The sequence below is a fragment of the Streptomyces sp. NPDC049687 genome, assembly GCF_044465285.1.
Classification (GTDB): Bacteria; Actinomycetota; Actinomycetes; order Streptomycetales; family Streptomycetaceae; genus Streptomyces.
Genome location: NZ_JBITLN010000022.1, coordinates 1 through 21,539, shown reverse-complemented (window position 1 = coordinate 21,539; position 21,539 = coordinate 1). Strand labels below are relative to the sequence as shown.

The window sequence follows — 21,539 nt, the reverse complement described above, 5'->3', positions numbered from 1 at the left end:
CCATCCTGGACGTTGGCACCGTGCGGTTGCGATACCCATGCGGCGCCGCATGCGGGCGACTGTGACGACCGGCAGTACGGGGGCTCCGCCCACGAAGACCGTGCAGACGTCGGTCCCGCCGGCCATGGAACTGAGGACGACGTCGCCGCTCACACGCCGGTACACCCGGTCGTATCCGGCCGGACCCCGCGGTGAGCCCGTGGCCCTCACCTGCCGCAGCCGGGGCAGGCTGATGCCGTCGAGCTCGAGGTCGCTCTTGGCGGACGATTCAAGTTCTCCTGTGTACCGGGCGGGACGTCGCTGTGAGCCGCCCATGAAGTCATATGGGTCCCCCATGAAACGAGCAGGATCGTTGGCATCATCGTCAACACTTCTCTACGTTCGCAGGAGCGGATCACTCGGTCCGCGAGCATCTGTGAGCACCGGCGGGACACTTCCGGAGAGGGCATCAAGTTGAAGCACAAGGCAATCAAGCGTAGGTCGGTCGTTCTGGGGATGGGTGCGACCGCCGGTGTCGCGGCGGTCGGTGGCATCGCCGCCAGCGCGCAGGCGTCCGGCGAGACCGCCTCCGACTCGTCCTCCTCGGACGGCCTGGTCTTCGATCCGGACGGCTACACCGAGATCACGACGACCCTGACGGACACCGACGGCACCGCCCACGACGTGACCTACCACTTCTGGAAGGCCATCACGTACGTCTCCAAGCCGGTCGACGAGAAGTACCAGAGTCTGATCGTCAGCGTGCCCGTCGAGATCGACGGCAAGGCCGTGGACGCCTCGAACGCGCCCATCGTCCTGTCCAACGTCATCGCCGGCTACGTCGAGTCCTCGGTGGCGGCGGCCACCGGAATCGGCGGCGCCGCGGGAACCGGAGCACCGCCCACGGGTGGCGGCGGCCCGTCCGCGTCTCCGTCGGCATCCGCCTCCGCGACGGCCTCCCCCGCCCCGCCCAGCGGCGGCGGGGCGGCCGCCATGCCGCAGATGGCGCTCCTGGCCGGCTACGTCGTCGTCGAGCCGGGCGCCCGGGGCCGCACCACCACGAACTCCGCCGGCGAGTACTACGGCACGGCCCCGGCAGCGATCGTCGACCTCAAGGCGGCCGTACGGTATCTGCGGGCCAACAAGGGCCGCATCCCCGGAAACACCGACCGGATAGTCTCCGCCGGCGTGAGTGCAGGCGGCGCCCTGTCCTCCCTGCTCGGCGCCTCCGGCGACAGCCCGCTCTACGACGAGCTTCTGAAGGAGATCGGCGCTGCCGACGCCTCCGACGCGATCTTCGCGACCGGCGCCTGGTGCCCGATCACCGACCTGGAGCACGCCGACGGCGCCTACGAGTGGAACTGGGGCACCAACGTCACCCAGTCGACCGGCAAGGTCGTCGACCAGACGGTGTCGAAGGACCTCCAGTCCCAGTTCGCCGAGTACCAGGCGAAGTTGAGGCTGCGCGGCCTGAAGGGCTCGGGCTTCGGCACGCTCACGGCCCGCAACTACGACGACTACCTGGTCACGCAGTACCTGGAGCCCTCGGCCACCACCTACCTCGCCGCCCTGTCGGACTCCGACCGCGAGACCTACCTGGCGAAGAACACCTTCATCACCTGGAAGAACGGCAAGGCGACCTTCGCCTGGGACGACTTCCGCAACCACGTCGGCACCCGCAAGAAGACCGCCCCGGCCTTCGACGCCTTCGACCTGTCGGCCGGCGAGAACAACGAGTTCGGCGCGGGCACCACCAAGGCCCGCCACTTCACCGCGTATGGTGCCAAAAACGACACAACGGGCCTGACCACCAAGCGCGTCGCGAGCGACATCCCCGCCAAGCTCGACCTGATGAACCCGATGTACCACCTGGTGGAGAAGGCCAACCCGAAGCGGAGCAAGCACTGGTGGATCCGCCTCGGCACCAACGACACCGACACCTCGCACGTCATCTCCGCGAACCTGGCGGCGGCCGCGACGGGCCTCGGCGACGACGTCAACCACCTCTACTACTGGGACCAGGGCCACGGCGCCAACATCGACCTGCCCGACTTCGTGGCCTGGATCGCCAAGGTCACCGGCTACAAGGGCGCGAAGAAGTAGCCCCGGCACACATAGCCGCCCGCCCGGGCCGGTCGGGGCTCGGGCGGGCGGATCCGTGCGTGGCGCCAGGGCTCAGACCAGCGGCCACAGCACGGCGGTGAGGGCGAAGCCGGCGCATCCCATGACGGTCGTCAGGACCGTCCAGGTGCGCAGGCCCGCGGCCACGTCGAGACCCGCCAACTTGGTGAACATCCAGAACCCGGCGTCGTTGATGTGGGACAGCGCCAGGGCGCCCGCGCCCATCGCCAGGGCGACCAGCGACAGCTGACCCGTCGACAGGTCGGCGCGGTGCAGCAGCGGGGTGAGGATGCCGGCGGTCGTGATGAGGGCCACGGTCGCCGAGCCCTGGGCCGCACGCAGAGCGAGGGCGGTCAGGAAGCCCAGCACCAGTACGGGCAGTCCGGTGCGGTCCAGGACGTCGGCGATGGCGTCGCCGATGCCGCTGGCGACCAGGACCTTGCCGAACACACCGCCCGCCCCCGCCACGAGGATGACCATCGCGACGGGCGGCAGCGCGGAGCCCATCACCTCGGCGATGTGCGCGCGGTTCCAGCCGCGGCGGGCGCCCAGGAACCAGCCGCACAGGGCGACGTCGATCAGCAGGGCCACCATCGGGGCACCGAGGACGGTCAGTACGGCGCGCAGGGTGGAGCCCTCCGCGAGCGTGTTCTGGCCGATGGTGCCAAGGAGGATCAGCAGGATCGGGGTGACGATCAGCACCAGGACCATGCCGAAGGACGGCGGGCGGACGACGGTCTCCGAGGGTGCGGGCTTGGTGAGTACGGCGGTGGCGTGACCGCCCTCCACGGGAGCCGGCGCGCTGCCACCCCCGGTCCCGGCCTCCGGCTCGCCGTACACCTCCGCGTACACCGCCGGGTCCATCGGGTACTCGCGGCGGGTCAGGCGACGGGACACGAGGTAGCCGAGCAGGGCGACGACCGCCGTGACGGGGAGGCCCAGCAGCAGCATCAGGCCCTGGCTGGCGCCGATCGTCGCGGCCACCGCGACCGCGCCGGGGTGCGGCGGCAGGAAGGCGTGCACGGTGAGCATCGCGGCGCCCATCGGCAGCGCGTAGACCAGCAGCGGCTTGCGGGCGGCGCGGGCGACGCCGTACGCGATCGGCATCAGGATGATCAGGCCGACCTCGAAGAAGACCGGGATGCCCAGGACGAACCCGGCGACGGTCAGGGCGAGGGGTGTACGGCGGGAGCCGAACCTCTCGATGAGGGAGTGCGCGAACTCGTGGGCGCCGCCGGAGAGTTCGATGATCCGGCCGATCATCGCACCCAGCGCGATGATGGTGGCGATGTGGCCGAGGGTGGCGCCCATGCCGTCCTCGATGGTCTTCACCAGATCGGCGGCGGGCACACCCGCGGCGAGCGCGACGCCGATGCTGACGACCATGAGGGCGACGAACGGCTGCACCTTGGCTCTGAGGATGAGCAGGAGCAGGGTCGCCACACCGGCGACCGCGATGGTGAGCAGGGCGGTGTGGCTCATCGTCCCTCTCCTTCCGGGGTTGCTTCTGCGGATGTTTCCGACGACCTGGGAGACAGGACGGTGACGACGGAGGAGTCGTCGCGGGCGCCGAGCCCGGCGCGCTCGCCGAGCAGGTAGAGCTGTTCGGCCGCCGCGGCGAGCGGCACCGGCACGTGGGCGTTCTTGGCGATGCCGGTGACGATGCCCATGTCCTTGACGAAGATGTCGAGCCGCGACTTGACCTCGGGCTCGGGTCCCTCCTCGTACGTCTGGACCATGCGCGGCCCTCGGTCGGCGAACATGAAGGAGCCGGCGGCGCCGTGCTTGAGGGTGTCCACGACCGTGCCCGGGTCGAGCCCGAGCTCGCGGGCGAGCGCGATCGCCTCGGCGGCGGCCGCGATGTGCACGCCGGCCAGCAGCTGGTTGACGGCCTTCATCGCCTGGCCGTCGCCGGGGCGGGGGCCGACGACGGTGAGCGTCGAGGCGAGCAGGTCGAGCACCGGCCGGGCCGTCTTCAGCGCCGCGTCCTCGGCGCCGACGACGATCAGCAGATCGCCGTTTCCGGCCCGTACCGGGCCGCCGCTGACCGGCGCGTCCACGGTCAGCACACCGCGCTCGGCGAGCCGCCGGGCGGTGGTGCGGGCCGCCTCGGGGCCAACCGTGCTGGTGAGGATCACGACCACGCCCGGACGGAGGGCTTCGGCGGCGCCGTTCTCGCTGAACAGTGCGCCCTCGACCTGCGCCTGGTCGCGTACGGCGAGCACGACGACATCGGCGTCACGGGCGGCCTCGACGGGGGAGGCGGCGGCGCGGGCGCCCTCGGCCGTCAGAGCGGCGCGCCGGTCGGCGGCGATGTCGTAGACGGACACGGGCAGTTCACCGGCCAGGCGGCGCGCCATGGGAAGTCCCATGGCGCCCAGGCCGAGCACGGCCGTGCGGGGACGGGGGTGCGAAGACATCTTCGTCCTCCTGGAGAGAGAAACTGGGAGAGCGGAGCGGGTCGACCGCCAGGGATGGGGAAGGCCCCGGCAGCGGAGAAGGCGCGGCACGCGAGAGTGGTGCGCTGCGGCGCGCGAGAGTAGTGCGCTGCGGCGCGCGGTCGTAGACGGTCTCGTGCCGTACGGCGCGGTGATGCGGTTCGTCGTCAGCGGAGCCGGGTTAAGGTCACGTGGTTCCTCCCTCGGCCTGAGGGCTGAGGCGGCCTATGACCTCCAGGGCGGCGTCCCGGACCGCGTCGCGGCCCGCCGCCCACACGGAGACGACGTCGGAGCCGGGCAGCGCCGCCGGCAGGCTCGCGCGGACGGCCTCCAGGTAGGCGCGGCGCAGTTCGGCGTTGACGTTGACCTTGGCGACGCCTCGGGCGAGGGCGCCGTGCAGTTCCTCGACGGGCAGGCCGCTGGCGCCGTGCAGGACGAGCGGGACCGGGACGGCCTCGTGGATCGCGGCCAGCCGCTCCAGGTCGAGGCGGACGGGGTCCTCGGTGAAGCCGTGGACGTTGCCGACGGCCACGGCCAGCGCGTCCACGCCCGTCGCGGCCACGAACCCGGCCGCTTGGTCCGGATCGGTCATCGCCGCGGTCTTGGCGACGGCGTAGGTGGAGACGTCCTCGTCGCCCGGCAGGGCGCCGAGCTCGGCCTCCACCCAGGCGCCGTGGTCGCGGGCCCGCCGGACCGCCTCCTTCGTCAACGCGATGTTCTCGGCGAACGGCAGGTGGGAGCCGTCGACCATGACGGAGGTGTAGCCCGCCTCCAGGCAGGCCGTGATCTCGTCCAGGTCCCGGCTATGGTCGAGGTGCACACCGAGGCGGGCCGCGGAGTCCTCGGCGGCGTCCAGCGCCAGCCGCATCAGGGCCTGTCGTCCGGCGTGCTTGAAGGGGCTGGAGCCCGCCTGGATCAGGACGGGCCGTCCGGCGACCTCGGCGGCGGCCGTGATGCCCTGGACGGTCTCCAGGTTGTAGGCGACGAATCCGGGCAGGGCGTGGCCGGCAGCGGCGGCCTGCTTCAGGGCATCGGTCCCGTGCAGCAACATCAGGCACTCCTGAGCAGGTCGAGGGCGTCGGCGAGGGCGTCGGCGCCGCCGACGTTCCCGGCGAAGACGATGTAGGGGACGCCGGCGGCGGTGCCGTCCACCGGCTCCCAGAGGGAGACGATGCCGGGCAGCAGCGTGCCCCGGGCCCAGGCACGGCGGATCTCCAGACCGTGGGTTGCGGTGTCGCTGGAGGTGATGCCGCCCTTGGCGACGACGAAGGCGGGCCGCCGGATGGAGTTGACCTGCCGTACCGCCTCCACCAGCGCGGCGGAGATCCGGCGGGAGATCGCCAGACTGTCGTCCGCGTCGGCCCCCGTCACCAGGGTGCGCGAGGTGCGGATCACTGCGTCGGCCGCGTCCAGCGCGCCGGCCGCCGCGGCCGCGACCTCGGCGATGTGGGCGTCGCGCCGCTCCTCGTCGAGCAGGAGGGTGACGTCGAGTTCGTACTCGGCGATCCCGCCGCGCTCCCGCAGCCGGTCCAACTGCCGTGTCGTCAGCGAGACATGAGACCCTACGGCGATCAGCCCGTGCGGCGCGTCCCCGCGCAGCCGGCCCAGTTCCGCCGGCGTGAGCGGCGCCCGCCCGGCCTGTCCGGCGCGGGCCCGGACGAACGACGGACCGACCCGGTACAGCAGCCGTGTGCCGTTCTCCTCCGCCTCCGCGAGGGCGAGGGCCAGCACCCGCAGGTCGTCGTCGCACACCGCGTCGACCACGGCCGTCCGCCCGCCGCGCAGCGAGGACAGCAGCCGCGCCGTGTGCTCCGGACCGCCGCCGCGCAGGTCGTCGAGGTCGATGCGCAGGACCTCGTCCGCGGGCACGAGTCCGCCGGTCTTCTCCTGGACCCACTCGGGCAGCGAGGAGCTGTGGTAGCCGAAGGTGGCGTCGCGGGCGAACTCGCTCTCGCCGACCGGCAGCAGTCCGTCGGCCGTGCGCATCCAGTGGCGGGAGCCGACGGTCAGTCGGCCCGCCTCGATGTAGGCGGGGACCAGCACCACTCCATCCGGGGCGCCGACGTGCAGCTCGGTGAGCTCCTCGGCCAGGACGTCGGTCTCCAGGGGGAAGTGGCCGCGCAGGGTCGAGTCGCCGCGGCTGGCCAGGACGTAACCAGTGCCCTCGGCCGCCGCGGCCTCGTGCAGGGCGCGGACCACCTCGCGGTTGCGGGCGGCGGCGTCCTCGGGGGACAGGCTGCGGGTGTTGGTGAGGACGAAGAAGGCGGCGCTGTCCTGGCGCAGCGCCCAGCGCAGGTCGTCCACCGTCCAGGAGGTCAGGACCGGCACGTCCGCGACCGTCTGGGTGCCGGTCGGGTCGTCGTCGAGGACGACGAGCCGGGGGCCACCGGATATGCGGGCGGCCACGTCGGCGGCGCTCACCTCGCGGACGGGCGGGAGCCCTTCCAGCACCGCGGCCTCGCTGACGGGTCCCGTCTGGGCATGGAGGGGTAGGGACATGGCGAATTCCTGGTCTCTAACGGGGGTTGAGGGAGAGTTGGGGGCGTCAGTCGAGGTCGCGCTTGATCACATGGGTGCGCAGGTCGTCGGCGGTCTGGTTCATGTGGCCGTCCATGGCGACTCGGGCGGCCTCGGGGCTGCCGGACTCCAGCGCGGCGAGCACCGCCTCGTGGTGCGCGATGGCGTTCGTACGGATCTCGGGGACGGCCGAGGTCTCCCGGCGCCCCTCGACGAGGAGCGGGCCGAACGGCTCGAAGAGCAGCGGGACGAACAGGTTGCCCGTCGCCCGCATCACCGTGTCGTGGAAGTCGATGTCGGCCTGCACGAACTGCTCGGTGTCGCCCGCGTCGGCGGCCTCCCGCATCACCGCCAGGTGCTGGCGCAGCACCTCCAGGTCATCGTCGGTGCGGCGGGAGGCGGCCAGTTCGCACGCGCCGTTCTCGATGAGCCGCCGTGCCTCGATCAGCCGCTCCGACAGGGCGCCGCTCGACGTCCGCGAGGCCGCCCGCACCACCGGCTCCAGAGCGGTCCACCGATCTGGCGGGTTGACGTAGGTGCCCCGGCCGCGCACCACCCGTACGACGTTCTGCGCACGCAGCTGCTTGACCGCCTCGCGCACGGTCAGGCGACTGACCCCGCCCTGCTGCGAGAGCTCTCCCTCTGGCGGGAGAGCGGAGTCCGGCGGGTACTGGCCGTCGATGATCGCAGTGAGCAGCTGCTCGGCAAGGTCATCGGAGAGCGACATGACAGGAACCTCTTCGTTCGGCAACCACATCTGACATCAGACATCTGATGTCTATGTGCCGGAAACGATGACACCGGAGGTAAGACTCGTCAATACCCCGGTCGGAAACGATTGAGGAGCAACCGTTCGGTCCAGGTCTTGATGCGCGCGTCGGTGACGTGGGTTGGCCGAGGTTCGTGCTGGTGTGTGATTCCGCGGTCATCGCTCACGGGCCGATGGCCCGTCGAGGGCGGAGTTGCCGCGGGTGCCCGTGGCACCAGTGACTGAGCGAGGCGAAGGGGGTACGTGCCCGCGGGCACCGCCGGCCGGACCGCAGGTGCCGCCGGGACATCGAAGGCGTGGTCAAGGCCCGCCACGGAGATGCCCGAGCGCACCTTGTAAGTGACCAGGCTCCCGCGCTTGTACAGTCCGAGATTTCTGAGGCCGTTGGGGTTGTCGGTGCGCGGGGCGAGTGGCTCCATCTGCAGCAGGTTGGCGCCGACGTTGCCATGGGTGCGCATCACGCCCTTGGGCACCCCCGTGGTCCCTGACGAGTAGGGCAGGACGGCCAGGTCGTCCGCGAAGACGCGAGCAGCTCCGGCGGCGGGCGTCGTGGACAGCAGGTTGTCGTAGGGCGTCTCGGGTTGGCCGGGGTGAGGACGCCTCCGGAACGCAGCACGCCGTGGAAGACGGCGGGGTAGTCGGCGGAGTTGGGTGCGACGAGTGCGGCCACGTCACCCGGCTTCATGCCCCACGCGGCCAGAGCGTTCGCAATGCTGCCCACGGCAGACACGAGTTCGCCGTAGCTGTAGCGGTGCCCATGAGGATCATCGACGGGGCTCCTTGGGAAGGCCGAGCACCATCTCGCCGATGATGTTCCGCTGGATCTGCGACGACCCGGCGTAGATCGTGCCGGCGCGCGAGTTGAGGTAGACGCTCGTCCACGAGGCCGAGGAGTTCGGCGCCCCGGGGTCGTCGGTGTGGTACCAGTTGGGCGAGGGGCGCCCGCTCGGCGCCAGGCCCTCGAGGCCCAGGACGTCGAGGGCGAGCTCGGTCACCACGCGGTGGTACTCGCTCCACAACAGCTTGAAGGCGGCGGCCCCGGGACCGGGCTCGTCTCCCTGGATCAGTTGCGCCGCGATGCGCCGGCCGTGGCAGCGCAGCTGCTCGACCTGGACGTGACACCACGCGAACGCGCGCCGGATGCCAGGGTCACCGACGAGTCCTCGATCGCGGATCAGATCGGCCAGCCGGCTCAGCTCGTTGCGGAACCTGATCGGGGCGTGCAGTGCCGTCTCTCCCCGCTCGAAGCCGAGCAGGGTCATCGCGACCGACCAGCCCTGGTTGATCGGACCGACGACGAGTTCGGCCTGTGTGGTCGCGTTGTCGAAGAAGACCTCGTTGAAGTCGGTTTCGCCCGTGAGGTTCCGGATCGGGCGGATCTCCACACCGGGCTGGTCAAGTGGGACGAGCAACATGCTGATGCCGCGGTGCGGAGCTGCCTCGCGGTCGGTCCGGGCCAGCACGAACATCCAGTTCGCCACGTGGGCACCCGAGGACCACAGCTTCTGTCCGTTCAGCACCCAGCGGTCCCCGTCGAGTTCCGCGCGCAGTGCAAGGGACGCCAGGTCGGAGCCGGCACCGGGCTCGGAGAAGCCCTGGGCGAAGACGTACTCGCCGGCGAGGATCCGTGGGAGGAAGCGCTCGAGCAGGGCCGGCTCGGACCACTGCAGCATCGTGTTGCCGAGCATGCTGATGCCGAAGGAGTCGTTGTCCGAGCCGAAGGGGATGCCGGCGCCGGTCAGCTCCTCGACGAGTACGACGAGCTCGGCGGCGCTGAGCCCGGCGCCGCCGTACTCCTTCGGCCAGGACGGTGCGAGCCAACCGCGCGCGGCGAGCTCGGAGCGGATCCGGCCGCGGAAGGCGTCATACTCCGCGCCGTCGAGGGTGCCGATGCCGCGCGCGTCAGCGGTCAACTGGCCGGCGACGAACTCCCGCACCTCGGTGCGAAACGACTCGACCTCTGCGTCGAGCCGGGGGCGGGTGAGCTGTGGTTCCACGCTGTGGTCCTCCTAGCGGCCTCCGTTGTACTGCCGGTCACAAGGTTGCGTAGATAGACTGACCTCGTCAAGTGCTAAGTCTTATTTAGATATCCGCTACGATTGCGTCATGAGGAGAACGTCATTCGCGAACTGGCCGTGCTCGATCGCGCGCACGATGGACCTGCTGGGCGACTGGTGGACGCCGCTCGTGCTCCGTGAGGCGTACTACGGCATCCGCAGGTTCGACGAGTTCCAGCACGAGTTGGGCATCGCCCGAAACACCCTTTCGGACCGCCTGCGCAGGCTGGTCGACGAAGGACTGCTGGAGAAGGAGCTCTACAGCACCGAGCCGCAGCGCTACGAATACCTGCTCACCGAGAAGGGACGGGACTTCTTCGGCGTGATCGCGGCGATGTCGCGCTGGGGTGACACCTGGCTGGCGGAGGAGGCGGGTCCGCCGGTGGTCTTCCATCACGAGTCGTGCGGCAACGACACGCATGCCGAGGTGGTCTGCGCCGAGTGTCGGGAGGCCTTGCGCTCCGAGGACGTCACGATGCGGATGGGGCCCGGCTATCCGGAGCGGCTCAGGGAGCGACCCGACGTCCAGCGTCGGTTCGCGCGTCAGGCTGGAGCATCTCGGGCGTCGGAATGATCCGAGCTCGGTTTGATCGCCCGCGTCGTCGACGCAGGCCGTCAGTTCGAGGATGGTGCGGGCCACAAGCTCCGGATCGTCGTACATGGGCACGCGTCCGACTCCCGGCAGCGTGACCCACTCGGCATCCGGCACCAGCTCGGGGAATCGGGCGCTGTAGGGCCGGCGCGGGATCATGGCGTCCTCCTCGGCCCACGCGATGCGAACCGGGCAATCGACAGCTCCCACCGTGCGCTCGGTTGTCAGGAGCCACTCCTTCAGGGGCTGCCAGATCGTGCACTCGGACATGTCATGGGCGAAGGCGAGAGCAGCCTCGGCCGACATCCGGTCGCCATGAGCGACGGCGAGCTTCAGGCCGATCCTCCGGCCGAATCCGGAACGAAAGAGCACCGGCAGCAGGGGAACCCCGGCCAATCGACGTGTCATCGCGAATTTCAGATTCAGCATGCGGAGGTGCGTTCCTTCCGGATCCCATCCGAGCGCGGGCGACAGCGCAGTGACCGTCAGGGCGCACCCGCGGGCGGCCAGTTCCAGGGCCAGCCATCCCCCCAGGGAGTTGCCGACAAGGTGGGCGCGGCCCACGCCCGCGGCATCGAGGTCCCGCTCCAGCTGGTCCGCCAGGGCCCGAGCTGTCGGCCGAGCTCCTGGCCGTAGCGGTGTCCCGCCCGCATGGCCCGCGAGACGAGCCATGTCCACGCGGTGCCGGCGTTGCAGTTCAGGCACCACGGGGTCCCAGTTTCGCCAGCTGGCCGTATAGCCGTGAATGCACAGGAGATCAGAAAAGGCGGGTGGCATCGGCCTTCCTCGCCGGGTGGGTGAATTCTGTTGCGGATCGCAGGGTTGCGTAGATAGACGGACTCTGTCAAGGCCCGGAATTCCTCCTGAACTCAATGGTTGCATATTAAGACTCACTCTGGTCATGATGGCGTCCTCCCTATTCGGAGATGCCGTCGGAGGAGGACGTCCATGCAACTGTCCGAGGAGCACCACCAGCTGGCCCTCAGCGCCCGCGGGGTGCTCGGCGCTGCGGCTCGCGTCGATCCGGTGCCGCCGACATGGGAAGACCGCGCGGCCGGACTGAACCGGGAGCTGTGGCGGTCACTGGCAGACCTGGGCCTTGTGGGCGTCGGCGTGGCCGAGGAACGCGGCGGATCCGGCGGCGGCATGCGCGAGCTGTGCGTCCTCGCCGAAGAGGTGGGGTCCGCGGTGCCGCGCATCCCGTTCTCCGGGACAGCCGCCGTGCTCGCGGCTACCCGCATCGACGTGTCGGACGTCGTCGACGGGTCGGCGGTGACGGTGCCGGCCTGGGAGACCTTCCCGACCGGACTCGTCCCGCGATCGCGCACGGACGCGCTGAGACTCCACGGCGACACCGTGGACGGCACTCTCCTGAGCGTCGCCTTCGGCATGGACGCCGAGCGACTCCTCGCGTTCGCCGGCACTGTGCCGGTGATCGTGGACCTTCAGGCGCCCGGCGTTCGCCGGACTCCCGTCGACTCCTTCGACGTCACCGAGCCGTCCGCGGCCATCGAGCTCGTCGGGGTGACGGCCACGCTTGTGGAGCCGGTCGCGAGCCTGGACCGGGTCCGGGCGGTGCTCGCCGCGGAGCTGATCGGTACGGGCCAACGGGCCCTGGGCGGCGCGGTCGAGTTCGCCGGGCAGCGCCATCAGTTCGGTCGTGCGATCGGATCCTTCCAGGCGATCAAGCATCTGCTGGCGGACCGGCACGTCCAGCTGGACGCCGCACGACTCCTCGTCGAGTGGGCTGCGGCCGCCCTCGACGACGAGCGACCGGACGCAACGGCCGCCGCGCAGACCGCCCTTGCCGCGGCCATCGACGCCGCCGACTGCGCGACCCGTGATGCCCTGCAGGTGCACGGCGGCATCGGGTTCACCTGGGAGCACCCCTCGCACGTCTACCTCAAGCGCGCACGGGCACGTCGTTCCCTGCTCGGATCGGTCGCGGCCCAGCTCGACGCCCTCGCCGATCAGGTCCTCGCTGCGCACTGACCGCCGAGCATTGGACACCGCCGCTGCCGAACGGCCCCGGCAAGGCGCTGAAGCTCAGCATCGGCCCGGTCCGGAACCCGCTCCCGATCTGCATCGCCGCCATCGGTGACCGGTGCCACGCCGGTCGCCGCGGACGAGCCCCGTGCTCGATGCGACGTGGACCCCCAGGCGGATCTTGGCATCGCGCTCGGCCTCGGAGTGGGGACAAACCCGACGCAAGCTGTCGAGGAATTCGGCCTTGACAGCGATGGTCTTAATGCGCAACTTTAGAGGTCACAGCCTCAATTCGGCTGTTCCGACGTCTGGAAGGAGGCTCTGCTGTGGAGTGGACGGGCGCGCTTTACGCGGACACGCCAACGGTCGAGGTGGAGACCTGGATCGACGCTCCGCCCGAGAAGGTATGGGCGTTCGTCTCAGACATCGAGAGGATGCCGACCCTGAGCGCGGAGCTTCAGTCGGTGGAGTGGCTCGACGGGGTCACCGGGCCCGCCATCGGCCACAGGTTCATCGGTCGCAGCAAGCACGAGTCGCTGGGGAGGTGGCAGACCACCTCGTATGTCGTCGAGTACGAACCGCCGCGGGTTTTCGCCTGGGCGGTCCAGGACCCCGAACACCCCTCCGCGATCTGGCGCTTCACGGTCGAACCGCAGGACGGCGGGACGCTGCTGCGGGAGTGGATGCAGATGGGGCCGGGCCGCTCGGGCCTTTCCTTTGCCATCGACCGTATGCCGGAGAAGGAGCAGAAGATCGTCTTTGTGCGCATGCGTGAGTTCGAGACCAACATCACCGCCACTCTCGAAGGAATCAAGAAGTTGACCGAGGAGCCCGGAAAGGCGCGTGGATGATGCGTACGGCGACCACGATCGAGGCGTCCACGAACTGGCCGGAGACGGTGGACTTCGTCACCGAGGCGGAAAAGCTCGGCATGGACATCTGCTGGGTGGCGGAGGCCTGGGGCGCTGAGGCGCCCTCACCGCTGGGCTACCTCGCCGCGCGCACGGAGCGCATGCTTCTCGGCTCCGCGATCATCCAGCTCGCCACGCGCACCCCGATGGCCATCGCCCGCGCCGCGATCACCCTGTCGAACATCTCCGAAGGCCGCTTCCTGCTGGGACTGGGCCCGTCCGGACCCCAGGTGATCGAAGGCCTGCACGGCGTCCCCTTCGCCCGGCCCTTGTCGCGCATGCGGGAGACCGTCGAGATCGTGCGGCAGGCCGCCATGGGAGAGAAGATCTCCTATTCCGGGCGGGAATTCCAGATCCCACTGCCCGACGGGGAAGGCAGACCGATGCGCCTGTCGATGCGCGCCGAGCATGACATCCCGATCTACCTGGCCACCCTCTCGCCGAAGATGCTGCACCTGACCGGGCAGATCGCCGACGGCTGGCTGGGCACCAGCTTCGTTCCTGAGGGCGCCAAGGAGGCGTACTTCGACCACTTGGACGCAGGGCTTGCCGCGTCCGGTCGTACCCGCGCCGACTTCGACATCTGCCAGGGCGCGGAGGTGGCCTTCGCCGAGGACGAGGACGCGTTGCGCGCGATGGTGGCCGGCCGGAAGAAGGAGCTGGCGTTCAGCCTCGGCGGTATGGGTTCGGAGCGTACGAATTTCTACAACAACGCCTACAGCCGCCAGGGTTGGGCGGAGATCGCGGCGGAGGTCCGTGAGCGCTGGCAGGCCGGTGACAGGGACGGCGCGGCCGGTCTGATCACCGACGAGATGGTGCTGGCCACCACGCTGATCGGCACCGAGGACATGGTGCGGCAGCGGCTGCGGGTGTGGCGCGACGCCGGAGTCGATATTGCCCGCTTCTACCCCGCCGGCGACACGCTGGACGCCCGGCTCACCAACCTCGGCCGGGCCATCGACCTGGTCCGCGAAATGGAGCGCGACGCCGACCGATGACCAGCCGCGGACGCACACGTCACGCCTGGGACAAGGGCCATGAGCCTCCGGACGCGAAATCTGAGTGACAGCCAGGGGGCCTCGACCGCTGTCCTCGTGGTGATTCCGCCGGATGGGTCAGCGTCGGGCCAGGCCTTCGCGCCGGGCGGTGGCCGCGGGGGCCGCCCGCGGGTCGAAGGGGGACCGGCGATCGCGATGCCCGCCGCGCCGGCGCCCGAGACGACCGTGCGCGGATCGGTGAGCTTGCGGCCGGTCAGCCCGGCGGCGTTGCGCAGGGCCGCAAGCGTAACGACGGCCGTACCGTGCTGATCGTCGTGGAACGCCGGGATGTCGAGGCGCTCTTGGCCCGGTCGGCGTGGCTGGGCCGGACGACGACGGCTCATGCAGCGGCTGATCGCCTGCTCGTCCGCCCTGTTCGCGGTTACCGGATGGAGGATCCGATGGAAATGCCGCCGTCAACGTCCAGGACGATGCCGGTGATGTAGCCGGCGGCCTCGCTGGCGAGGAAGGCCGCGGCTTCGGCGATGTCCTCGGGCCTGCCGGTGTGGCGCATGGGGATCTTGTTGGTGAGTTTGTCGCGTGCGGGTCCGTTCATGGAGGCGAGCATGGGGGTCTCGATGAGGCCCGGCGCGATGGCGTTGGCGGTGATGCCGTGGCGGGCGCCCTCGAGCGCGAGGGTGCGGGTCATGCCGACGATGCCGGCCTTGGCGGCCACGTAGTTGGTCTGGCCGAAGTTCCCGCGCCATGACATGGAGGAGAAGCTGACGATACGTCCGTAGCCCTGGCGTTTCATGGGGCCGAAGGCGGCGCGGGCGCAGTGGAAGCCGCCGGTGAGGCTGACGTCGACGACGGCGTGCCAGTCGTCGTCGGTGATGTCCTCGACGCGGTTGTCGCGGATGATGCCGGCGTTGTTGATCAGCACGTCGAGGCGGCCGAGTGCGGTGGTGACGCCGTCGATCCAGGCGTTGACCTGGGCCGAGTCGGTCACGTCCACGACGTCGGTGCGGAGTTTCGTGTCGTGGGCGTCGGTGATGGTTTCGGCGGCCTCGGTGAGCGCCTGTCCGTTGACGTCGGCCAGCGCGACCGTGGCGCCCTCCGCGGCGAACCGGGTCGCCATGGCGAGGCCGAGACCTTGTGCAGCCCCGGTGATGGCGACGACGCGTCCCTGGTAGCGATTCACTTGTCGTCCGCTTTCGTGGTGTGGGGTGCGAGGAAGGCCCGCAGCGCGTCGGGCACCGAGCTCGCCGACCAGTTGTCGGCGAAGGTGGCCAGTTCCTCGCGCAGGGCCTGCTCGGGGGCGATGCCGTCGATCCGGTGCAGCAGCGTCTTGAGCCTTTGCTGGGCTGGGCTGTGACGGTCGGCCAACTGGTGGCAGATGCGGGTGGCGGTGGCGTCGAGGTCGGCCTCGGGCACGATCGCGCGGATCCAGCCGGTGTGCGCGAAGGCGGTCGCGGGGAGCAGTTCGCCGGTGAGCAGGAGCCAGCGGGACAGGCCCCGTCCGACTGCGTCGGGCAGCCGGACGCTTGACCCGCCGGCCGGTACCAGCCGCCGCTTGACGTGGCCGTCGCCGATGAGCGTGGTGTCGGCGGCGACGACGACATCGCAGGCCAGGGCGAGTTCGAGGCCCCCGGCGACGGCGTGACCGTGCAGCACGGCGACCCAGGGTTTCGGGCTGGCCGCGATGCGGGTGAAGCAGGCCGACACGTCTGCCAGGAAGTCGACCGGGTTGTCGCCGCGGTCGTGCAGCTGGAGGAACTGGTGGAAGTCACCGCCGGCACAGAAACTCCGTCCCTTGCCCGCCACCGCGACGACCGCTGTGCCGGGGTCGGCCTCGGCACTGGTGATCTGCTTGTCCAGGGCTTCGATGAGGGTGACGTCAAGGGCGTTGCGCCGCTCGGGGCGGTTGAGCAGCAGCCACCGGACGGGTCCGCGTTGCTCGACGAGTAGAGGTTCGGTGGTGTCGGTCAACGTGGCTCCGGGGTGGTGAGTTCGGCGCGTCGGCGGCTGCGCAGCAGATAGCGCTGGGTCTTGCCGCTCGGGGTCTTGGGCAGGGCGTCGATGAAGTGGATCGTGCGCGGGTAGGCGTGGGCGGCGTAGCGGGTCTTGACCAGCTGCTGGAGCTCGGTGGCCAGTTCCGGTGAGCCGTCGTGGCCGTCGCGCAGGACGACGTACGCCTCGATGACCTCGCCGCGGACGTCGTCGGGTGCGCCGATCACGCTGCACTCGGCGACGGCGGGGTGCTGGGCGAGGACGCTCTCGATCTCGAACGGCCCGATCCGGTAGCCGGCCATGATGATGACGTCGTCGTCGCGGGAGGAGAAGAAGAAGTCGCCGTCGGCGTCGACGCGCCCGGCGTCGCCGGTGAGGTAATGGCGGGCGTCGGCGGTGAATTTCGCGCCGGCCTGCCCGGGGATCTGGTAACCGCGGAAGGTCATCAGCGGGCTTTCGGCGACGTCGATCGCGACCCGGCCGAGCACGCCCGGTCCGGCGGGCTCGTCCTTCTCGTCGGCCAGCACGGTCAGGCTCCAGCCGGGCAGCGGCCGGCCCATCGATCCGGCCTTGAGGGGGCGGGCGAGTTCGGGATGGTGGTGGTTGGCCAGGGGCATGCCGACCTCGGTCTGGCCGAAGTGATCGTGCACGGCCAGACCGAGCGCGGCGCCGGCCCACTCGTTGACCTCGGGCGTCAGTGGCTCCCCCGCGCTGGAAGCCCGTTCCAGTCGCAGGCCCTGCGGCACCGGCACCGACGAGGAGCGCAGTCCCCGGTACACGGTCGGGGCGGCGGCGAAGTCGGTGACCTGATGGTCGACGAGGGTGCGCCAGGTCGTCTCCGGGGAGAACCCGCCGGCCAGCAGCAGGCTGGGGATGCCGCCGGCCATCGGGGCCACGATGGCGGAGTACAGCCCGTAGGCCCAGCCGGGGTCGGCGGCGCACCAGTAGCTGCTGTCGCGGGTGACGCCCAGGCCGTACTCCAGATAGACCTGCCAGCCGGCGATGTAGGAGACGGGGTGGATGACGCCCTTGGGCTTGCCGGTGGTGCCGGAGGTGAACATGTGCACCAGCGGTCCGTCCCCGCTCGTGGGGATGGCGGGCACCGGCTCCGGCGACGCCGCCGCCACGAGGTCGGCCAGCGACAGGTCACCGCGCGACGTGGCGGCTCCGGTGACGACGACGCGGCGCCGGGGGTCGTCCGGCATGTCGGGGCCCGGGTCGAGTTTGTGGCGCTGGTCGGGGTCGACGACCACCACGTGCGCGCCCGCGCCCTCCAGGCGCAGAGCGATGGCCTGGGGCGCGAACGCGGTGAACAGCGGGACGTAGACCGCGCCGAGCCGCCAGATCGCAAGGATGACGGTGACCAGGTCGGTGCCCTTGCCCATCAGGGTCGCCACCCGGTCGCCCGGACCGACGCCGAGTCCCTGCAGCGCCCGCGCACAGCGGTGCGAGTCCGCGGCGAGCTCGCCGAAGGTAAGCGTGGAAGCCTTTCCGGCGCCGTCGACCACGGTGAACGCGACGCGGTCGGCGGGGTGCCGGTCGCACAGCAGCCAGGCAACGTCGAGTGAAGGAGCCGCGAAGGCGGCGGTCAGTTCGGCGACCCGGTCGGCGGCCCTCATCGCTGGTCCTTACGGTCGATGATCGGCAGGACCAGACGGCTGGGGTGGCTCGGGCCGTGATGGATGTGGTTGACCGCGGGAATCATCTGCTCTTCGCTCTCACGGGCGATGACGCCGCCGGTGTTGGTGTTGCGGTCGTAGCGGGGGAAGTTGCTGCTGGAGACGTCCACGCGGATGCGGTGCCCGGGAAGGAACACATTGGAGGTGGCCGTCATGTCGACGGTGATCTCGTAGACCGCGCCGGGCTCCATCAGCTCTTCCGTGGCGAGGCCGCCCCGGTAGCGGGTGCGCAGGATCCCGTCGCACAGGTTGATCGCCTTGCCGTCGGGGAAGACGTCGACGAGTTTGGCGGTGAAGTCGGTGTCCACCGCCGACGAGGAGACGTACAGGGTCAGGCTGACCGGGCCGGTGACCTCGACGGCCTCGTCGAGTACGGGAGTTGCGAAGCACAGGACGTCATCGCGGGCGGCGACCGTCCGCTGGTCGACCGGGCCGCAGAACCCCGGTGTCGTCGGCATCGATGCCCCGCCGGCCGAGGGAACCGGGCGGCGCGGGTCGTAGAGGTAGGTCTCGTGCCCGGTGCCGGTCGGCGCCTCGGTGGTCAACACGCCGTCGCCGTCGGCGGTGTTGGCATGGCCGGCGCTGGTGAGGTGGAAGTCGGTCCACCTCGTGTCGGGCAGCGGCCACTCCTGCTCGTCGCGCCACTGGTCGATGCCCATGACGAAGATCTTCACCGGTGCCACGTCGTCCAGAGCGGTGGTGTCGCCGCGGAGCCAGCGGTCGAAGAACTTCGCATGCAGGCCGGTCAGGCCCATCATCTGGGCACTTGCCAGCGGGCCGAAGGAGCGGTCGGGATAGACGCCACTCGCGGACATGTGATCCCACGGACCGATGATCAGCCGCTGCCCCTCGCGTGCCTGCGCACTGCCCGCCTTCTGGCGGGCGGTGGTGTAGGTACGGACGGTCTGCCCGATGTAGAGGTCGTACCAGCCGCCGATGTTGAGCGCCGGGACCGTGGCGTTCTTGAGCTCGGGCGTGAGCTCCATGGCGTCCCAGTATCCGTCGTGGGAGGGGTGGGCCATCCAGTCGTCCCACCACTTCCCGTACGCCGCCAGAACCGGAACCTCGGCCGTCGGCAACACGTCGTTCAGCGGCTCCGGGAACAGGAGAGCCTGACCGAGCTGCTGGAGCTGGGACGCGGAGCCCCCGCCGGCCGCCAGAGACCGCTGCGCGTCGGCCGTGTACATCATGGCGTTCCACAGCGTGACCAGGCTCAGCGAGAGCGCACCGCCCGCGCCGTACCAGGGCGCCTCGTAGTTGTCGATCGAGGTGAAGGCCGGCGCGATCGCCTTGAGGCCGGGGGCGCCGGTCACGGCGGTCTCCCACTGGACCATGCCGAGGTAGGACGCCCCGTACATGCCCACCGTGCCGTCCGACCACGGCCGGTCAGTGATCCAGGCGACGGTGTCCTCGCCGTCGGCCCGGTCGGCCATATGCGGAACGAACTCGCCTTCCGAGCGGTGGGTACCCCGGCAGTCCTGCACCACCACCGCGTAGCCCGCCTCCAGCAAAGCCATGAGGTCGGGCATGACCCCTCCGAGGGTGATGCCGAACACGTCTTTGCCGTACGGCATGCGCACCAGCAGCGTCGGAGCCTTCCCCTCGACCGGATGCCACACGTTGGCGGCGAGGGCTACACCGTCACGCATCGGAACTCGGACATCTATCTCGTACAGGTGCTGCATCGGTGCTCCTCGTCGAGCTGGCGGCATTGCCCCGGATGCGGGTACGTTAGGAGGTACGCTCGTACCCTGTCAATTACCGCGAGGGGGCTGACCTCCCGGTGATTCGCCGCGTAGGCAACGGTGTCGGCGACGGGGACCGGTCACCGCCGACGCCTCCCCGAGCCGTGAGGGAAGGAGCAGGCAGCGGGGCCCATGTTCGCACTGACGCGAACATGAGTTACAGTGAAAAACGCACCCGGCCGGAAGAAGGCAGCCGGGCGCGCAACCCCCGCTAGGAGAACCACGGCATGACCACTGTCGCCGCGTACGCCGCACCCGCCGCGAAGGCTCCGCTGGAGCGCACCACCATCGAGCGCCGGGCGGTCCGCGAGTTCGATGTGCTGATCGACATCAAGTTCGCCGGTATCTGTCACACCGACATCCACCTGGTCCGCGAGGGCTGGGGTGAGGCGATCTTCCCGATGGTCCCGGGCCACGAGATCGCGGGCGTCGTCTCCGAGGTCGGCCCCGGCGTGACCAAGTACAAGGTCGGCGACCGTGTAGGCGTCGGCTGCATGGTCGACTCCTGCCGCGAGTGCGAGAACTGCAAGGCCGGCCAGGAACAGCACTGTGTACGGGGGGCTGTCCAGACGTACAACGCCATCGGCAAGGACGGCGAGATCACCTACGGCGGTTACGCCACGCATGTCGTCGTCGACGAGAACTTCGTCGTCCGCATCCCCGACGGGCTGTCCCTGGACGTCGCCGCACCGCTGCTGTGCGCGGGCATCACCACGTACGCGCCGCTCAAGCAGTGGGGCGCGGGCCCCGGCAAGAAGGTCGCCGTGGTCGGCCTGGGCGGTCTCGGCCACGTGGGCGTCAAGATCGCGCACGCGCTCGGCGCGGAGGTCACTGTCCTGTCCCAGTCGCTGCGCAAGAAGGACGACGGCCTGAAGCTGGGCGCCGACCACTACTACGCGACCAGTGACCCGCAGACGTTCGAAGAACTCGCCGGCTCCTTCGACCTCATCGTCTCCACGGTGTCGGCGCCGCTGGACCTGGGCGCCTACCTCAGCCTGCTGAAGACGGGCGGCGCCCTGGTGAACGTGGGCGTCCCGGAGGAGCCCATCGCCTTCCACCCGTTCTCCCTCATCGGCGGCAACAAGATCCTCGCCGGATCGATGATCGGCGGTATCCCCGAGACCCAGGAGATGCTGGACTTCTGTGCCGAGCACGGGATCGGCGCGGAGATCGAGCGGATCGCCGCCGCCGAGATCAACGAGGCGTACGAGCGGGTGCTGGCGAGCGATGTGCGGTACCGGTTCGTGATCGACAACGCGACCATCTGAGAACCGTCGCACGCCCCGAGGGCCCCGGCGGATCAGTCGGATTCAAGGGGTCGTCGCAACACGCGGTGAGTTGATCACGCCGCGAGCAGTTTGGACAGACGCTCGGCTGGGGTTTCCCAGCCGAGCGTTTTGCGTGGGCGGTGTTGAGTTCGGCGGCGACGGCTTCCAGGTCCTCACGGGTGTGGGTGGACAGGTCGCTGTCCTTGGGGAAGTACTGCCGCAGCAGGCCGTTGGTGTTTTCGTTCGAGCCGCGTTGCCAGGGGCTGCCGGGGTCGCAGAAATAGACCGGGATGTCGGTGGCGATGCTGAAGGCGTGGTGGGCGGCCATCTCGCAGCCTTGGTCCCAGGTCAGGGACCGCTTCGGGTGGGGCGGGAGAGTCTTGAAGCGCCGAGCGGTGCCCACCCCGCATACCCCCGGAACACCACAGCACGCGCCCACACACGAGGTCACGGCGGCGCGTACCTACGGGCCGTGCTTCCGCGGCGTCGA

18 protein-coding genes and 3 pseudogenes are annotated in these 21,539 nt (G+C 70.1%); 6 read left to right on the top strand and 15 right to left on the bottom strand.

Features of this window, described 5'->3' with window-relative positions; translation table 11 throughout:
* Positions 1-495: 495 nt before the first annotated feature.
* Positions 496-2,082, top strand: coding sequence for a subtype B tannase (locus tag ACIBVL_RS39985; protein ID WP_399105612.1), 1,587 nt, complete (start codon positions 496-498; stop codon positions 2,080-2,082).
* Positions 2,083-2,154: 72 nt separating this feature from the next.
* Here ACIBVL_RS39985 and ACIBVL_RS39980 read toward each other — a convergent pair whose 3' ends face one another.
* The 8 genes from ACIBVL_RS39980 to ACIBVL_RS39945 form a co-directional block, all read right to left on the bottom strand.
* Positions 2,155-3,582 carry a GntP family transporter gene (locus tag ACIBVL_RS39980; RefSeq protein ID WP_399105610.1) on the bottom strand — a complete coding sequence of 476 codons (1,428 nt, stop codon included), beginning with the start codon at positions 3,580-3,582 and terminating at the stop codon, positions 2,155-2,157.
* Positions 3,579-4,520: an NAD(P)-dependent oxidoreductase gene (locus ACIBVL_RS39975; RefSeq protein WP_399105608.1), complete on the bottom strand. Its 942-nt coding sequence runs from the start codon at positions 4,518-4,520 to the stop codon at positions 3,579-3,581. Before ACIBVL_RS39975 ends, ACIBVL_RS39980 begins: the two co-directional genes overlap by 4 nt.
* A gap of 205 nt (positions 4,521-4,725) precedes the next feature.
* Positions 4,726-5,589, bottom strand: a complete 864-nt coding sequence (locus tag ACIBVL_RS39970) for a ketose-bisphosphate aldolase (protein ID WP_399105606.1) — start codon at positions 5,587-5,589, stop codon at positions 4,726-4,728.
* Positions 5,589-7,037 carry a four-carbon acid sugar kinase family protein gene (locus ACIBVL_RS39965; protein ID WP_399105604.1) on the bottom strand — a complete coding sequence of 483 codons (1,449 nt, stop codon included), beginning with the start codon at positions 7,035-7,037 and terminating at the stop codon, positions 5,589-5,591. The genes ACIBVL_RS39970 and ACIBVL_RS39965 overlap by 1 nt, the downstream gene beginning before the upstream one ends.
* A 46-nt stretch (positions 7,038-7,083) precedes the next feature.
* Positions 7,084-7,782, bottom strand: a complete 699-nt coding sequence (locus tag ACIBVL_RS39960) for a FadR/GntR family transcriptional regulator (RefSeq protein WP_307079782.1) — start codon at positions 7,780-7,782, stop codon at positions 7,084-7,086.
* A gap of 89 nt (positions 7,783-7,871) precedes the next feature.
* Positions 7,872-8,297, bottom strand: a complete 426-nt coding sequence (locus ACIBVL_RS39955; RefSeq protein ID WP_399105601.1) for a hypothetical protein — start codon at positions 8,295-8,297, stop codon at positions 7,872-7,874.
* Positions 8,282-8,554, bottom strand: a complete 273-nt coding sequence (locus ACIBVL_RS39950; protein ID WP_399105599.1) for an AMP-binding protein — start codon at positions 8,552-8,554, stop codon at positions 8,282-8,284. The genes ACIBVL_RS39955 and ACIBVL_RS39950 overlap by 16 nt, the downstream gene beginning before the upstream one ends.
* A 34-nt stretch (positions 8,555-8,588) precedes the next feature.
* On the bottom strand, positions 8,589-9,821 hold the full coding sequence (locus tag ACIBVL_RS39945) for an acyl-CoA dehydrogenase family protein (protein WP_399105597.1): 1,233 nt from the start codon (positions 9,819-9,821) through the stop codon (positions 8,589-8,591).
* A gap of 109 nt (positions 9,822-9,930) precedes the next feature.
* Here ACIBVL_RS39945 and ACIBVL_RS39940 point away from each other — a divergent pair, with 109 nt between their 5' ends.
* Positions 9,931-10,455 carry a winged helix-turn-helix transcriptional regulator gene (locus ACIBVL_RS39940; protein WP_399105595.1) on the top strand — a complete coding sequence of 175 codons (525 nt, stop codon included), beginning with the start codon at positions 9,931-9,933 and terminating at the stop codon, positions 10,453-10,455.
* A gap of 69 nt (positions 10,456-10,524) precedes the next feature.
* On the opposite strand, the pseudogene ACIBVL_RS39935 reads toward ACIBVL_RS39940, so the two are convergent.
* A pseudogene (locus tag ACIBVL_RS39935) lies at positions 10,525-11,250 on the bottom strand (alpha/beta fold hydrolase); the annotation flags it as partial.
* Positions 11,251-11,421: 171 nt separating this feature from the next.
* On the opposite strand from ACIBVL_RS39935, the gene ACIBVL_RS39930 reads away from it, so the two are divergent.
* The 3 genes from ACIBVL_RS39930 to ACIBVL_RS39920 all read left to right on the top strand — a co-directional run bounded on the left by ACIBVL_RS39930 (position 11,422) and on the right by ACIBVL_RS39920 (position 14,368).
* On the top strand, positions 11,422-12,465 hold the full coding sequence (locus ACIBVL_RS39930; RefSeq protein WP_399105593.1) for an acyl-CoA dehydrogenase family protein: 1,044 nt from the start codon (positions 11,422-11,424) through the stop codon (positions 12,463-12,465).
* Between the two features lie 320 nt (positions 12,466-12,785).
* Positions 12,786-13,310 carry an SRPBCC family protein gene (locus ACIBVL_RS39925; RefSeq protein ID WP_399105591.1) on the top strand — a complete coding sequence of 175 codons (525 nt, stop codon included), beginning with the start codon at positions 12,786-12,788 and terminating at the stop codon, positions 13,308-13,310.
* The gene (locus ACIBVL_RS39920; protein ID WP_399105738.1) at positions 13,310-14,368 is read left to right on the top strand and encodes an LLM class flavin-dependent oxidoreductase; all 1,059 of its coding nucleotides are present in this window, start codon (positions 13,310-13,312) and stop codon (positions 14,366-14,368) included. The genes ACIBVL_RS39925 and ACIBVL_RS39920 overlap by 1 nt, the downstream gene beginning before the upstream one ends.
* Before the next feature lie 185 nt (positions 14,369-14,553).
* On the opposite strand, the pseudogene ACIBVL_RS39915 reads toward ACIBVL_RS39920, so the two are convergent.
* The 5 genes and pseudogenes from ACIBVL_RS39915 to ACIBVL_RS39895 form a co-directional block, all read right to left on the bottom strand.
* Positions 14,554-14,721, bottom strand: a pseudogene (locus ACIBVL_RS39915) (malic enzyme-like NAD(P)-binding protein); the annotation flags it as partial.
* Positions 14,722-14,789: 68 nt separating this feature from the next.
* Positions 14,790-15,548, bottom strand: a complete 759-nt coding sequence (locus ACIBVL_RS39910; protein ID WP_399105589.1) for an SDR family oxidoreductase — start codon at positions 15,546-15,548, stop codon at positions 14,790-14,792.
* Positions 15,545-16,336: an enoyl-CoA hydratase/isomerase family protein gene (locus ACIBVL_RS39905; protein WP_399105587.1), complete on the bottom strand. Its 792-nt coding sequence runs from the start codon at positions 16,334-16,336 to the stop codon at positions 15,545-15,547. The genes ACIBVL_RS39910 and ACIBVL_RS39905 overlap by 4 nt, the downstream gene beginning before the upstream one ends.
* The gene (locus ACIBVL_RS39900; RefSeq protein WP_399105585.1) at positions 16,333-17,976 is read right to left on the bottom strand and encodes an AMP-binding protein; all 1,644 of its coding nucleotides are present in this window, start codon (positions 17,974-17,976) and stop codon (positions 16,333-16,335) included. Before ACIBVL_RS39900 ends, ACIBVL_RS39905 begins: the two co-directional genes overlap by 4 nt.
* Positions 17,973-19,721, bottom strand: coding sequence for a CocE/NonD family hydrolase (locus ACIBVL_RS39895; RefSeq protein WP_399105584.1), 1,749 nt, complete (start codon positions 19,719-19,721; stop codon positions 17,973-17,975). Before ACIBVL_RS39895 ends, ACIBVL_RS39900 begins: the two co-directional genes overlap by 4 nt.
* A 287-nt stretch (positions 19,722-20,008) precedes the next feature.
* Between ACIBVL_RS39895 and ACIBVL_RS39890 the strand changes: the two genes are divergently transcribed.
* Positions 20,009-21,049, top strand: coding sequence for an NAD(P)-dependent alcohol dehydrogenase (locus ACIBVL_RS39890; protein WP_399105582.1), 1,041 nt, complete (start codon positions 20,009-20,011; stop codon positions 21,047-21,049).
* 74 nt (positions 21,050-21,123) lie between these two features.
* Here ACIBVL_RS39890 and ACIBVL_RS39885 read toward each other — a convergent pair.
* A pseudogene (locus ACIBVL_RS39885) lies at positions 21,124-21,425 on the bottom strand (IS30 family transposase); the annotation flags it as partial.
* Between the last annotated feature and the right edge of the window lie 114 nt (positions 21,426-21,539).

Excerpts from the sequence above, each read along its gene's own strand:
- ACIBVL_RS39980 (WP_399105610.1), bottom strand. The coding sequence starts at position 3,582 with ATGAGCCACACCGCCCTGCTCACCATCGCGGTCGCCGGTGTGGCGACC.
- ACIBVL_RS39940 (WP_399105595.1), top strand. The coding sequence starts at position 9,931 with ATGAGGAGAACGTCATTCGCGAACTGGCCGTGCTCGATCGCGCGCACG.
- ACIBVL_RS39930 (WP_399105593.1), top strand. The coding sequence starts at position 11,422 with ATGCAACTGTCCGAGGAGCACCACCAGCTGGCCCTCAGCGCCCGCGGG.
- ACIBVL_RS39975 (WP_399105608.1), bottom strand. The coding sequence starts at position 4,520 with ATGTCTTCGCACCCCCGTCCCCGCACGGCCGTGCTCGGCCTGGGCGCC.
- ACIBVL_RS39970 (WP_399105606.1), bottom strand. The coding sequence starts at position 5,589 with ATGTTGCTGCACGGGACCGATGCCCTGAAGCAGGCCGCCGCTGCCGGC.
- ACIBVL_RS39895 (WP_399105584.1), bottom strand. The coding sequence starts at position 19,721 with ATGCAGCACCTGTACGAGATAGATGTCCGAGTTCCGATGCGTGACGGT.
- ACIBVL_RS39890 (WP_399105582.1), top strand. The coding sequence starts at position 20,009 with ATGACCACTGTCGCCGCGTACGCCGCACCCGCCGCGAAGGCTCCGCTG.
- ACIBVL_RS39900 (WP_399105585.1), bottom strand. The coding sequence starts at position 17,976 with ATGAGGGCCGCCGACCGGGTCGCCGAACTGACCGCCGCCTTCGCGGCT.
- ACIBVL_RS39960 (WP_307079782.1), bottom strand. The coding sequence starts at position 7,782 with ATGTCGCTCTCCGATGACCTTGCCGAGCAGCTGCTCACTGCGATCATC.
- ACIBVL_RS39965 (WP_399105604.1), bottom strand. The coding sequence starts at position 7,037 with ATGTCCCTACCCCTCCATGCCCAGACGGGACCCGTCAGCGAGGCCGCG.
- ACIBVL_RS39985 (WP_399105612.1), top strand. The coding sequence starts at position 496 with ATGGGTGCGACCGCCGGTGTCGCGGCGGTCGGTGGCATCGCCGCCAGC.
- ACIBVL_RS39920 (WP_399105738.1), top strand. The coding sequence starts at position 13,310 with ATGCGTACGGCGACCACGATCGAGGCGTCCACGAACTGGCCGGAGACG.